Annotated in this window: 13 protein-coding genes; 10 read left to right on the forward strand and 3 right to left on the reverse strand. The window is 66.3% G+C overall.

Annotated features, from left to right (window positions below; genetic code table 11):
- Positions 1-36 precede the first annotated feature (36 nt).
- Positions 37-987 (reverse strand): LysR family transcriptional regulator, encoded by a 951-nt coding sequence (locus CEY08_RS18930; RefSeq protein ID WP_076814357.1) that lies wholly within the window; start codon positions 985-987, stop codon positions 37-39.
- Positions 988-1124: 137 nt separating this feature from the next.
- Here CEY08_RS18930 and CEY08_RS18935 point away from each other — a divergent pair, with 137 nt between their 5' ends.
- On the forward strand, positions 1125-2114 hold the full coding sequence (locus CEY08_RS18935; protein ID WP_076814359.1) for a Bug family tripartite tricarboxylate transporter substrate binding protein: 990 nt from the start codon (positions 1125-1127) through the stop codon (positions 2112-2114).
- Between the two features lie 16 nt (positions 2115-2130).
- A complete protein-coding gene (locus CEY08_RS18940) occupies positions 2131-3558 on the forward strand; it encodes an amidase (RefSeq protein ID WP_076814361.1) in 1428 nt (475 codons plus the stop codon).
- Positions 3559-3569: 11 nt separating this feature from the next.
- Here the strand turns inward: CEY08_RS18940 and CEY08_RS18945 are convergent, their stop codons facing one another.
- Positions 3570-4610 (reverse strand): metal-dependent hydrolase, encoded by a 1041-nt coding sequence (locus tag CEY08_RS18945; RefSeq protein ID WP_076814363.1) that lies wholly within the window; start codon positions 4608-4610, stop codon positions 3570-3572.
- Positions 4611-4789: 179 nt separating this feature from the next.
- Here CEY08_RS18945 and CEY08_RS18950 point away from each other — a divergent pair, with 179 nt between their 5' ends.
- The 6 genes from CEY08_RS18950 (at position 4790) to CEY08_RS18975 (ending at position 9092) form a co-directional block, all read left to right on the forward strand.
- Positions 4790-5428 (forward strand): DedA family protein, encoded by a 639-nt coding sequence (locus CEY08_RS18950; RefSeq protein WP_042794166.1) that lies wholly within the window; start codon positions 4790-4792, stop codon positions 5426-5428.
- A gap of 14 nt (positions 5429-5442) precedes the next feature.
- Positions 5443-5967 carry a hypothetical protein gene (locus CEY08_RS18955; RefSeq protein ID WP_076814366.1) on the forward strand — a complete coding sequence of 175 codons (525 nt, stop codon included), beginning with the start codon at positions 5443-5445 and terminating at the stop codon, positions 5965-5967.
- 102 nt (positions 5968-6069) lie between these two features.
- Positions 6070-6720: a dUTPase gene (locus CEY08_RS18960; protein WP_076814368.1), complete on the forward strand. Its 651-nt coding sequence runs from the start codon at positions 6070-6072 to the stop codon at positions 6718-6720.
- 169 nt (positions 6721-6889) lie between these two features.
- Positions 6890-7582 (forward strand): 2OG-Fe(II) oxygenase, encoded by a 693-nt coding sequence (locus CEY08_RS18965; RefSeq protein ID WP_076814370.1) that lies wholly within the window; start codon positions 6890-6892, stop codon positions 7580-7582.
- A 44-nt stretch (positions 7583-7626) separates the two neighbouring features.
- Positions 7627-8346, forward strand: coding sequence for a 2OG-Fe(II) oxygenase (locus CEY08_RS18970; protein ID WP_232033836.1), 720 nt, complete (start codon positions 7627-7629; stop codon positions 8344-8346).
- A 14-nt stretch (positions 8347-8360) separates the two neighbouring features.
- A complete protein-coding gene (locus CEY08_RS18975) occupies positions 8361-9092 on the forward strand; it encodes a 2OG-Fe(II) oxygenase (protein ID WP_232033834.1) in 732 nt (243 codons plus the stop codon).
- On the opposite strand, the gene CEY08_RS18980 is transcribed toward CEY08_RS18975, so the two are convergent.
- On the reverse strand, positions 9077-10006 hold the full coding sequence (locus tag CEY08_RS18980; RefSeq protein WP_042794172.1) for a LysR family transcriptional regulator: 930 nt from the start codon (positions 10004-10006) through the stop codon (positions 9077-9079). The two genes, CEY08_RS18975 and CEY08_RS18980, sit on opposite strands and share 16 nt — an antisense overlap.
- A gap of 146 nt (positions 10007-10152) precedes the next feature.
- On the opposite strand from CEY08_RS18980, the gene CEY08_RS18985 reads away from it, so the two are divergent.
- Complete coding sequence (locus CEY08_RS18985; RefSeq protein ID WP_088607752.1) at positions 10153-11142, forward strand: tripartite tricarboxylate transporter substrate binding protein; 990 nt, start codon at positions 10153-10155, stop codon at positions 11140-11142.
- Entirely contained in the window at positions 11139-12233 is a 1095-nt protein-coding gene (locus CEY08_RS18990) for a maleylacetate reductase (protein WP_223306498.1), read from the forward strand. The genes CEY08_RS18985 and CEY08_RS18990 overlap by 4 nt, the downstream gene beginning before the upstream one ends.
- Positions 12234-12245 lie beyond the last annotated feature (12 nt).

The raw sequence follows: 12245 nt of genomic DNA on the forward strand, positions 1-12245 counted from the left end.
GGGGCCGCAGGCCATGGAAGGCCCGCAGAGCGTCCTTCAGCTCATCGGCGCCCCGTCGGGCGGCGCGCCGCAGAACTGCAGGAACTGCTGAAGCAGCGGCTGCCGTTCAGCGGCGCGCTGCCACGCGACCACCGTGGGCGGGTTGTGCTCATGCAGGTCGATCGGCAGGATGACCGCCTCGGCCGCCAAGGTGAGCCGTCGCGCCGCAGCCAGCGGCAGCATGACCAGGTAATCCGTCGTGCGGACGAATTCATCGGTCAACAGCAGGTCGCTCACCTGGATCCCGCGCGAAGGCAGCCCCAGGTCGCAGGCCAGGAACAGCGCGGTCAGCTTGTCATGCATCATCGTGCCCGGACGCGGCTTGCACCATGGTTGCCCGTGCAGATCCTTGAGCGTCAGCCGGCGGCGGGCCGCCAATGGCGACAGCCGCGCATTGGCGACGACCACCAGCGGCTGCGGCGGCACCAGCCTTAATCGGCCCACGCCGGGCGCGATCAACTCGGCCGCGTCGTAACACACGAGGGCATCCAGCTCATCGTCCAGCAACAGGTCCGCCATCGCGCGGTACCCGCCGGCCTGCACGTCCAGCGCGACGCCCGGCTGCGCCTGATTGAAAGCGTGGATCAGTGGCGCAAGTGTGAGCTTGCCCATGTCCGTCGCCACGCCGATCCGCAACTCGCCCTGGCGGCCGCTGCGCACGTCCATGACGGTCTGGGCCAGGCCGCGCGCCTGCGCCACGACGGCCTCCATCATCGGCAGGACCTGCCGGCCCATCTCCGTCGGGCGTTTAGTGTTGCCCGTGCGTTCGAACAGCTTGAAGCCCAATTGCGATTCCAGCTCGGCCAAGGTTTTCGAAACCGCGGACTCGCTCACATTCGCGGCGGCGGCCACCTCCTTGGCAGAGGGAGCGTCGCGCAGGGCCAGCGCAATCTGCAAATGCCGCAGCTTCAGGCGAGAAGCCAGGGACTCCAGGGATGGCTTGAGCATTTCCTCAACACCTTGTGCAAATAATTCACTATACGGTAAACCGAGGCGACCTGATCATAGCGGCATAGCGCGTGGCCACGGACCGATCCGTGGGCATCGGATCCACGGGAGTGAAGCCGCGCCGACAGGAGACTGCCTTGCTTGACCGCACCCGACTGCTTGCCTTCTTTCTGGCCGCCGCCACGACGGCATGCCTGCCACCCTCTGCCACGGCCCAGGAGCCCGCCAGCGACAAGGTCGTGCGCCTGGTGGTGGGCTATGCGGCGGGCGGTGCAGCCGACGCCGTGGCCCGCGCCTATGCCGAACAATTGCAAACGGCGGGGTATGCCAACGTCATCGTCGAAAACCGCCCCGGTGCATCCGGACAGCTGGGTTTCGATGTGGTGAAACGAGCCAAGGCGGACGGCCTCACCCTGTACCTCGGCTCATCGCCGATGTTCGTGATCTTTCCGCTGACCTACAAGAAGCTGGCATACGACCCGGACCACGATTTGCGGCCGGTTGCACTGGTGGCCGACGTGCCCACCGCCGCGGTGACCGGCGCGGCCCAACCCTACGGGGGCATGGCCGAATATGTGAAATGGGCCAAGCAAACGCGCGCCAAGGCAACCCTGGGCCTGGCGACCCAAGGCAGCCCCGGGCAGCTTGGAACCCTGGAAATGGGCAGCCAGAACGGCCTGGAGGTGGTGCCCGTGCTCTATCGCGGCGCAGCGCCCATGCTGGTGGACGTGGCGGGCGGCGAGGTGTCGATGGGATGGGACGCCGTCGCCAGCATGCTGCCGCTGTATAACGCCGGCAAGGTGAAATTCCTGGGCGTGGCGGGCACCCGCCGCTTGCCCACCCTGCCCGATGTGCCGACCTTGCTTGAACAGGGCTTTCCGCAGTACCAGCACGCTGCCAGCTGGTATGGCGTATACGCGCCAGCGGCCACGCCGGATGCCGTCATCGCCAAACTGGAACAAGCGTTTCTGGCGGCGGGCAAGCGGCCGGCGCTAGTGCAGAAGCTCCAGGCCGGCGGTTTCCTGGTCGATCCCCAGGACGCGCAAGCCGCGAAGCGCCGCATCGGGGTGGAACGCGCGCATTGGGCGCCCATCGTGAAAGCCGCCGGCATTGCTTTCGACGAATAGGCGAGGCGTGCACTGAATGAGCGATTCTCTTTGCGAGCTGAGCGCCGTCGAAGCGGCGCATCTGGTCCGCGCCCGGAAGGTATCCCCGGTGGAACTGGTGCGCGCTTCGCTGGAACGGGCCGAGCGGCTGCAGCCGGTCCTGAACTGTTTCATCACGCTGTGCGCCGAGCAGGCCCTGGCCGAAGCCAGGCTTGCCGAGGCAGCCCTGATGCGCGGCGATCCCACGGGCCTGTTGCACGGTCTGCCATACACGGTAAAGGATCTGGTGAACACGGCGGGGGTGCGGACCACTTTCGGCGCCGTGCCGTTCAGCGCGAACGTGCCGGCCGAAGACGCCGTTGCCGTGGCGCGCCTGCGCGAACAAGGCGCCATCCTGATCGGCAAGACCACGACGCCTGAATTCGGCTCCAAGTCCATGACCGATTCTCCGCTGTTCGGCCAGACCCGCAACGCCTGGAACCGGGACCGCACCTGCGGCGGTTCAAGCGGCGGCGCCGCGGCGGCAACGGCTGCCGGCATCACCGCGCTGGCGGTGGCCTCGGATGGCGGCGGCTCCACCCGCATTCCTGCCGCATGCAATGGCGTGGTGGGGTTCAAACAGAGCCTGGGCGCCATCCCTCACAGCCAGGCTCAGGACGCCATCGGCAACCAGACCTATGTCACGCCGACCACCCGCACGGTCGCGGACACACGGTTGATGATGGCGGCCATGGCCGGACCGCACGACTGCGACCCGTGGTCCCTGGGCGTGCCCAGGGCCGACTACGCAGGCGCGCCTGCTGGGGTCGACACGCTGCGGGGCAAGCGCATACGCTACTGCGTGGCGCCCCCTGGCCGCCCCGTGGCAGCCGACGTGCGCCGCGCGTTCGAAGCGGCTCTGGCGCGCCTGGCAAGCCTGGGCGCGGAGGTCGAAGCATTCGATGGCGCCGGATTTGATGTCGAACCTATCTGGCGGGTCATCAACCATACCGTCTGGCGCACCCGCTTCCTGCCCCTGATCGAGCGCGAACCGGATGCCTACAGCCCGACATTTCGGCGGCAGATCGCCTCGGCCGCGGAATTCAGCGCACAGCAGTACCAGGAAGCCATGTTCGCGCGCACCGCGCTCTACCGCAAAGTGCAGGCGCTGTTCGACGAGGCCGATCTGCTCGCCATGCCGACCATGTCGCGCACCGCGCTGCCGCTGGGCACCGACATCTTCGACACGATAGACATCGACGGCCGTTCGTACGGCGACATCCGCGCCCATTGGTATCCGTGGACCATGCTGTTCAATCTTACGGGCCACCCCGCCATCAGCATGCCTTGCGGACTGGGCGACGACGGTATGCCCGTGGGCCTGCAACTGGTTGCCCGCTGCCACGGCGACCTGCAATTGCTGCAGGCGGCCGAAGCATTTGAACAGGCCTCTGCGCCGCTGGCGCCGCCCCCGGTCATCGCGTAGATCCGCCGCGCCTATCGGGTGGAAAGCTCCGACCACTGCGCCAGCGGCAAGGGGGGCTGCGCATGCAGGATGCGGGCCAGCACCAGCTTCAGTTCAGCCCATCCGCCGCGCTCGCTCGGCCAGCTGGAAGGCGTCACAGCATGCCAGCTGCCGTCTGCGGCGCGTTCAGCCATCTTGAAACGGAAGGTGTAATGCCCCGCCATGCCCATGCGCAGATCCGTCACGACCAAGGCATCGCCAATGACGTCGTAGCGCAGCCAATCGTCCGTGAACCAGCGCAGGCGCTGGTGCAGCGGCACGTTTGCCAACGGCTGCGCCACATCCAGATTGAGCGGCTGGCGCAGCCATTCCGGAGGCTCGCCATCGAACAGGCTGCTGACCGATTCGTAATAGTCGCCGTCAGGCGTCTTGGCAATGACGCGCCACACCAGCGTATTGAACGGCATGGGCACGGCCCGCAGTTCGCTGACCGCGATGCCCTGCCCCTGCATGGCCGCCCGCACGCGATCCTCGGCCGTGATGCGCCCCGCCAGCCCGAACCCGAGGTAGGCCGTGCTGAAGACCAGCGCGGCGGCCAGCAGCCGGCGCGCCGTCCGCGTCATCCCGAAGCCGATCGCAAACAGCACGGCCGCCAATAGCGGCACGGTATAGACCGGGTCGATGATGAAGATGGCCGCCCAGCTTTCAGGTATGCGCGCCAGCGGCCAGAACAGTTGCGTCCCGTAGACCGTGAAAGCGTCCAGCACGGGATGGGTCACCAGCACCAACCATAAGGTCAGGAACAGCCTGCGGCCGCTGTACGGCGCTTGCGGCCAATACTTGCGGATCAGCCAGGCGAGGAACGCGGCCAGGCCGGTCAGCACAAAGACCGAGTGCGAAAAACCCCGATGGTACGTCATCAGCGAAACCGGGTCCGGATAGCTCATCAGGACGTCCAGGTCGGGCACCGTGGCCAACGCCGCCCCGTATATCAGGGCCCGTCTGCCCTGCACGCGGCCCATCAGGGCCCCCTGTATGCCGGCGCCCAGCACGGCCTGCGTAACCGAATCCATAACTCTCCAAAAAAATAGGGCCAGTTCATATCGGACGAAGCCCACATGGGTCCTGGGGTGTCGTCCCGCAGGTTCGCGCGCCTGACCGGCTTCATCCAGACGGACTATACGGCGCGCGGCTCGTTCCGCGAGGCGTTAACATACCTGATTGCGTTCAGCTAATTTTCAACTTTGTATATATGGACCAATACGTCGACCAGATCGCGGTGTTCATCGAGGCCAACCAGGCTTGGGCTGGGCCGATCACCTTCCTGCTCACGCTGGGCGAATCGATGGTGCTGCTGGGCCTGTTCATCCCGGCCACGGCCCTGATGCTGCTGACCGGCGGCCTGATAGGCGCGGGCACCCTCAACCCTTGGGGCATCATCGCCTGGGGCATCGCCGGCGCCATCGTCGGTGACGCCCTGTCCTACTGGCTGGGCCGCTGGGCCGGCCCGGGCATCCTGCGCCGCTGGCCGCTCAAGCAACAGCGCAGCGGCGTGGCCCGCGCGCGCCTGTTCTTCTACCGCTATGGCTTCGCCTCCGTGCTGATCGGCCGCTTCCTGGGCCCCATCCGCTCCACCATTCCCACCGTCGCCGGCGTGATGGGCATGGGGCACAGCCGCTTCCAGATGGCCAATATCGCCTCCGCCATTCTCTGGATGCCGCTGATGCTGGCGCCCGGCTACATCACGGCGCGCAGCCTGGGCACGGCGGACAATGCGCAACAGATTGCCATGATGATCGGCGCAGGGCTCTCGGTGCTGCTAGGATGCGGGCTGTTGATAGCCATGCTGCGCAAGCGCCGGATTCCGGCGCGCCAACGCCGCGGCAATTGAACCGGAGAAGGGCAATGGCCATAGATGGCGAACCCAGGAATGGCGACTTCGCGCGCTATATCGAGAACCTGACGCGCGCTGGCGGCGCGACGCCAGGCAGGGTCCCGGACAAGCGCGCGGCCTCCCGGACGGCCTCCTCCTCTGTCCCCGCGCCGCCCGTGCCTACGCCCCGGGCCGAGACCCTGTCCAACGCGCCTTGGGGCAATGCAGGCACGCCGTCCCAGCCACCCTGGCAGGCTCCCCCGGCTCCCGGCCAGGAGGACGCCGGCACGGTCTCGCTCGCCCGCCACGCCACCCAGCGCAGGATCGGCGTCATCCTGACCGTAGGCGGCATCCTGGCTGGTTGGGCCGCCGCGCGCATCATCTTCGAAGCCCTGCGCGGCCCCGGTTTCGACCTGGACCAGGCGATGCCCGCCGTATTCCTGGCCTTCTTTGCCATCATGCTGTTCAAGGCTGCGCGCAACGCGCGCAATCCGCGCAACAAGGCGCCGCTGCCGCCGTTCAAGCACTCTTCGTACCGCAAGGATGGCGAGGCCTGAGCATGCCGGCCAGGGCAGCGCTTGCGGACAATGGTGCTAACATTTCCGCCGCTGTCGAAAGACCCCACGAAACACGGAGTGAAAGTGAATAACGTTGTCGGATTGAACCAGGCCCAGGCGGCCACGATGCTGAAGCTGCAAGGCCACTTGAACAGCATGATCAATCCGGATTGGGTCAATGGCGGCGCCCGCTTCCTGCGCGCGGCCTTCGTCGAATCCGCCGAGGCGCTGGAACATTACGGCTGGAAGTGGTGGAAGAAGCAGACCATCGACCTGCCGCAAGTGCAGATGGAACTGGTGGACATCCTGCATTTCTACCTGTCGCACACCATTGTCGAGGCCCGCGGCGACATCGGCGCCGCCGCCGACGCGCTCGTAACCGACCTGGCCAGCCCGGCGTCTGTCACCCTGGACGGCAAGACGCATGCGCTGGACCAGTTGAACGTGCCGGAACTGCTGGAACTGATCGGCGGCCTGGCCGTATGTGGACGCGCCAGCTTCAAGGTGCTGGAACAGGCCATGACGTCCTGCGAAATGAGCTGGAACGACGCCTACACGCAGTACGTGTCCAAGAACGTGCTGAACATCTTCCGCCAGCAGCACGGCTACAAGGAAGGCACCTACATCAAGATCTGGAACGGCGAGGAAGACAACGTCGTGCTGGCCCGCCTGCTGTCGCAGCTGGATCCGGCGCGAGAGGATTTCGCCGATCTGCTGCACCGCGACCTGGAACAGGCGTACTCGCGTCTGTAAGCCGTAACGGCGCTACCGCATGAAAAACGCCGCGTATGCGGCGTTTTTGTTTTGGAGACGCCGGCGCAACAAACGGAGTTTCAAAATGGCGGTGGATTTCTATACTGGACTTGCCTGCAAACACAAGGAGGTCTGGCTATGCGCGCCGCGGCCCGCGAGGAACAGGATCATGACAGCCGGCGACTATGACTGGGCAAGCGTGGAGCATGCGCTGGATGGCCGCGGCAACGCCGTTCTGCCGGGATTGCTGACGCCAGCGCAATGCCGGGGCCTTGCAGCGCTCTACCCGGACGACACGCGCTTCCGTTCGCGCATCGTCATGGCGCGCCATGGATTCGGACGGGGGGAATACAAGTATTTCACCTATCCCCTGCCACCGCTGCTTGAGCGACTGCGCCACGCGCTTTATGCCCGGCTTGCGCCGATGGCGAATCGCTGGAATCAGCTGCTGCGGACAGACACGCGATACCCGGCCGAGCTGGACGCCTTCCTGCAACGCTGCCACCACGCTGGCCAGACCCGGGCCACACCCCTGATGCTTCAGTACGGCGCGGGCGACTACAACTGTCTGCACCAGGATCTCTATGGCGATCATGTGTTCCCGCTGCAGGTTGCCATCCTGTTGTCTGAGCCAGGCAAGGATTTCACCGGCGGTGAATTCATCATGACCGAGCTTGCGGCCAAAGGCCAGCGTGCGGACGTCGTCGCGCTGAACCAGGGCGACGCGGTGGTGTTCACCGTGCATCAACGCCCTGCCGCAGGGCCGCGCGGCCCACGCAAAGTCGCCATGCGACACGGCGTAAGCCGCGTGCACAGCGGCCGACGCCACACGGTGGGCCTCATATTCCATGACGCGAAATGACGGCACCATCGCTTCCCCACCGATTTCCGATAGACGAGGATCCTATGCGTGACAGCGGCATGACCGCCTTCGATACTGACCTGGACCGTTTCGATTGGGCGGCCATCGGATCGCAGCTCGATGCCGAAGGCTATGCCTTATTGCCCGGACTGTTGGGCGCCGATACTGCTCGCAGCCTGGCGCGGCAGGTCGACGCACCGCAAGCCAGGCGGGCAAGCCTGGAATCCAGCGGCCTGGGGCGCGGCGATCTGTACTATTTCGATGCTGGCTTGCCGGCGCCGCTGGAGCACTGGCGTGCCGCGTTCTATCGCCGGCTGGCCGTTCATGCCAATCGCTGGAACGAGATCCTGGGGATCCGCGCACACTATCCCGCCGAGCTGGGCGAATTCCTGGAACGCAACCGGAACGCGGGCCAGGGTCAGGCGCAATCCCACCTCAGCCGCCTCGGTGTCGAAGACTACGTAGCCCTGCACCAGCGCAATGAGGGCGAACTGGTTTTCCCCATGCAGATCGTTGCGCTTTTGTCCGAACCCGGCGCCGGCTTTCAGGGCGGCGAATTCGTGATGACGGAACAACGCCCACGCATGCAGTCGCGTCCGCTGGTGGTGCCGCTCAAATTCGGCGACGCTGCCATCATCGCCACGGCTGAGCGCCCGTTCCAGGGATCCAAGGGCTATTACCGGGTCAATCTCAAACATGCCCTCAGCCGCGTGCGCCAAGGCGAGCGCATCGGGCTGGAACTGTCTTTTCACGATGCGCCCTGATGCCGACCGACGCCATGCCTGCCTCAAGCCCGTTGCACGATAAGCCAGAAAGCCGGATCGCCATGCTGGACTGGGCTACCGCCGAAGACGACCTCGGACGCGACGGCTACGCCGTGCTCCCTGCGTTGCTGACGCCCGCCCAGTGTGCGCAACTGGCAGGCTGCTATTCCGACGAGACGCGCTTTCGCAGCCGCGTCGTCATGGAGCGCCACGCGTTCGGCCGAGGTGAATACAAGTATTTCAGCTACCCGCTGCCCGCGACGGTCGAAAGCCTGCGGCAAGCCCTTTATCCGCGCCTGGCGCCCATTGCCAACCGCTGGCATGCCGCCATGCGCCTCCACGAGCGCTTTCCCGCAAGCCACGACGAATTCCGGGACATCTGCCATGCCGCCGGGCAACGGCGGCCCACGCCGCTATTGTTGCGCTACGAGGCGAACGATTATTGCTGCCTGCACCAGGATTTATATGGCGCCCATGTTTTCCCGTTCCAGGCCATCTTCCTGCTGAATGAGCCGGGGCGGGACTTCGAGGGCGGCGAACTGCTACTGGCCGAGAGCAACCCCAAGCAGCCCGGGCGGGCCGACGTGGTGCCCTTGCGGCAAGGAGATGCCGTAGTGCTGGCCGTCAACCACCGGCCAGTACGCTCGGCGCGCGGCTACTACCGCGCGAATCTGCGGCATGGGGTCGGCCGGCTGCACAAGGGAAACCGGCACACGCTGGGCATCATCTTTCACGATGCCGCTTGAATGGCCACATCCCATACCGATGGCGAGCCGATCTGCCGACGCAACTGTTCCGTGAAGGCGCGGATCCGCGCATTGGCGCGCGGCATGGCGCGCAGCAGATAGATACCGCTTTCCGGCGGCGGGCTGGCGTCCTGCAAAGCCAGTTGCACCAGCCGGCCCGCGCCGATGTCCGCGCCCGCTGACCAGTTGGGCATGAGCGCGATGCCCAGCCCTTCAAGCGCCGCGAACCGGCGCGCATCGCAGTCATCGCACTCCAGCACGAACCGGGCGTCCTGCGCCCACTGCCCGTTGCCCAGCTCGCGCCAGCCGCGCACGCTGGTGCTATGGCGCCGGTCGATGAGGCGATGGTGCGACAGGTCCGCCAAGGTGCGCGGCACGCCGTGGCGCTCCAGATAGGACGGGGCCGCGCAGATCAGGTAGCGATGGCTGCCGATGCGCTGCCCGATCAAGCTGCTGTCGGGCTGCTGCCCCACGCGCACCACCACGTCCATGCGTTCCACCACCGGATCCACCACGCGCTCGGTCAGCTCAAGCTCCACTTGCAGTTGCGGATGGCGTTCGCCCAGTTGCTGCAACATGGGCACCACATAGCGCCGCGCGAACGCGGGCAGGCAACTTACGCGCAGCAGGCCTTGCACGGTCTGTTCCAGCGAAATGACTTCAGAGCGCGCTTCGGTCATGTCATGCAGAATTTTGACGGCGCGCTCGTAAAGCACCTCGCCCGCCTCGGTAGGCATGAGCGCACGGGTGGAACGCACAAACAGCGGCACCTTCAGTTCGGATTCCAGCGCTCCGATCTGGCGCGCCACGGACGAAGCCACCATGCCGCGGCGGCGAGCCACCTCGGAAAAACTCTGCGCCCGGGCGACGTCCACGAATATGGACAGGCTTTCGGCAAATTTGACGGTTTTCATTTGTGCGTATGGCGCAAAAGGGTTTGGCGCGCGGCGCCTGCTTTCCTGGGGAAGTTGGCAATTACGATACCGTGCATGGCCGTATTTTGGCAATTTGGACAAAAATAAACGGCCGGCAATAACAACGACAACCCCAGGAGACCTCCATGCCCCCGCTGACCGCGCCCCTACGTTCGACCCGCTACCTGCTGGCCAGCACCGCCTTGGCCGCAGGCGCCTGGACGGCCGCCGCGCCCGCACTGGCGGACACCTACCCCAGCAAGCCGGTGACGGTAGTGGTGCCCTTTGCGGCGGGCGGCACCGTGGACAGGGTGGCGCGCCAGGTGCAACAGGCCCTGCAGGACAAGCTGGGCCAGACGGTGGTGATCGACAACCGCGGCGGCGCTGGAGGCACCATAGGCACGGCACTGGTGGCCAAGGCCGCACCCGACGGCTATACCGTGGAAATGGTGTTCGATTCCTATGCCACCGAACAGCATATCTATCCCAAGCTGCCCTATGACGCGGCGCGCGACCTCACCGGCGTGTCGTACATGGTGCGCTCGCCCATGGTGCTGGCGGTAACGGGCAATGGCCCCTATCAGACGCTGGCCGACTACGTCGCGGCCGGCAAGAATGGCAGCGTATCGTACGCGTCCGTGGGCGCGGGCAGTTCCAATCACCTTGCGGCCGAAATGTTCCACCAGGCAGCGGGCACCAGCGGCATCCATACGCCTTACCGGGGCGGCGGCCCGGCCGTGTCGGACCTGATGGGCGGCCATGTGGAATCCATCATCGCCAGCCTGCCGCTGGTGCTCCCCCACATCCAGAGCGGCAAACTGCGCGCGCTGGCCGTGACGGCGCCCAAACGCGTAGCCGCCCTGCCGGACGTGCCCGCCATCGCCGAAAGCTATCCAGGCTTCGAGATCTATTCCTGGGTAGGCATGGTGGCGCCCGCGCAAACACCGCCAGCGACGCTGGACAAGCTGGCCGACGCCACCATCGCGGCGCTGCGCGACCCGGCCGTCGCCGGCCGCATCACAGAGTCCGGTTTCGAAGTCGTGGCTGGCGGCCGCGCCGACATGGACAAACTGGTGCGCGCCGAATCCGAACGCTGGGGCCAACTCATCAAGAGCCGCGGAATCGTTGCACAATGACCGACATGCAGACTTCGAACACCATGCAATCCTTCGTCTATGCCAGCCGCGCCCAGCGCGTGGTCTTCGGTCCGGGCAGCCTGGGCGGCCTGGCGGCCGAACTCGATACGCTGGGACTGCGGCGCGCGCTGGTGCTCTGCACGCCGCCGCAGCGCGCCCAGGCCGAGCGGGTGGCGGCGTTGCTGGGCGGGCCGCGCGTGGCAGGAATCTTCGACCAGGCCGTCATGCACGTGCCCATCGAGATCGCGCGACAGGCGCAACAGGTGGCACGCGAGCTGGGCGCCGATTGCGCGGTGGCCGTCGGCGGCGGCTCCACCATCGGGCTGGGCAAGGCCATCGCACTGGATTCCGGGCTGCCCGTGATCGCAGTGCCCACCACCTATGCGGGCTCCGAGATGACGCCGATCTACGGCATCACCGAGGCAGGGCTGAAGAAAACCGGCAAAGATGACCGCGTCCTGCCACGCTGCGTGGTTTATGACCCGGAATTGAGCCTGTCCCTGCCCGTGACATTGAGTGTGACCAGCGGCATCAATGCCATCGCCCACGCGGCCGAAGGGCTGTATGCGCGTGACGGCAACCCGATCATGGACCTGATGGCCCAGGAAGGCATACGAGCGCTGGCGCGAGCGCTGCCTGCCATCCAGGCCGAGGCGGACGGTGCGCGCCTGCTGCAGGCGCGCAGCGATGCGCTTTACGGCGCCTGGCTGTGCGGAGCGGTGCTAGGCAGCGTGGGCATGGCGCTGCATCACAAGCTCTGCCACACGCTGGGCGGCAGCTTCAACCTGCCGCATGCCGAAGTCCACACCGTGGTGTTGCCGCACGCGCTGGCCTACAACGCCGCAGCCACGCCACAGGCCATGGAACGCATCGCGGCGGCGCTGGGCGCGCCGGCTGCGCCGGCCGGCGTGTTCGACCTGGCCAATTCGCTGGGAGCACCCACCGCATTGCGCGACATCGGCATGCGCGAACAAGACCTCGACCGCGCCTGCGACATCGCGTTGCAGACTCCCTACCCCAACCCCCGTCCGCTGGAGCGCGCCGCCCTGCGCGCCTTGCTGCAAAACGCCTACGACGGCGCCCGGCCGTAGGAAGCGGTTCGG

This window comes from Achromobacter insolitus (assembly GCF_002209555.1).
Lineage (GTDB): Bacteria > Pseudomonadota > Gammaproteobacteria > Burkholderiales > Burkholderiaceae_B > Achromobacter > Achromobacter insolitus.

Coding starts and splice junctions, on each gene's coding strand:
- CEY08_RS18930 (WP_076814357.1), bottom strand. CDS start 987: ATGCTCAAGCCATCCCTGGAGTCCCTGGCTTCTCGCCTGAAGCTGCGG.
- CEY08_RS18940 (WP_076814361.1), top strand. CDS start 2,131: ATGAGCGATTCTCTTTGCGAGCTGAGCGCCGTCGAAGCGGCGCATCTG.
- CEY08_RS18945 (WP_076814363.1), bottom strand. CDS start 4,610: ATGGATTCGGTTACGCAGGCCGTGCTGGGCGCCGGCATACAGGGGGCC.
- CEY08_RS18950 (WP_042794166.1), top strand. CDS start 4,790: ATGGACCAATACGTCGACCAGATCGCGGTGTTCATCGAGGCCAACCAG.
- CEY08_RS18955 (WP_076814366.1), top strand. CDS start 5,443: ATGGCCATAGATGGCGAACCCAGGAATGGCGACTTCGCGCGCTATATC.
- CEY08_RS18965 (WP_076814370.1), top strand. CDS start 6,890: ATGACAGCCGGCGACTATGACTGGGCAAGCGTGGAGCATGCGCTGGAT.
- CEY08_RS18970 (WP_232033836.1), top strand. CDS start 7,627: ATGCGTGACAGCGGCATGACCGCCTTCGATACTGACCTGGACCGTTTC.
- CEY08_RS18975 (WP_232033834.1), top strand. CDS start 8,361: ATGCCTGCCTCAAGCCCGTTGCACGATAAGCCAGAAAGCCGGATCGCC.
- CEY08_RS18980 (WP_042794172.1), bottom strand. CDS start 10,006: ATGAAAACCGTCAAATTTGCCGAAAGCCTGTCCATATTCGTGGACGTC.
- CEY08_RS18985 (WP_088607752.1), top strand. CDS start 10,153: ATGCCCCCGCTGACCGCGCCCCTACGTTCGACCCGCTACCTGCTGGCC.
- CEY08_RS18990 (WP_223306498.1), top strand. CDS start 11,139: ATGACCGACATGCAGACTTCGAACACCATGCAATCCTTCGTCTATGCC.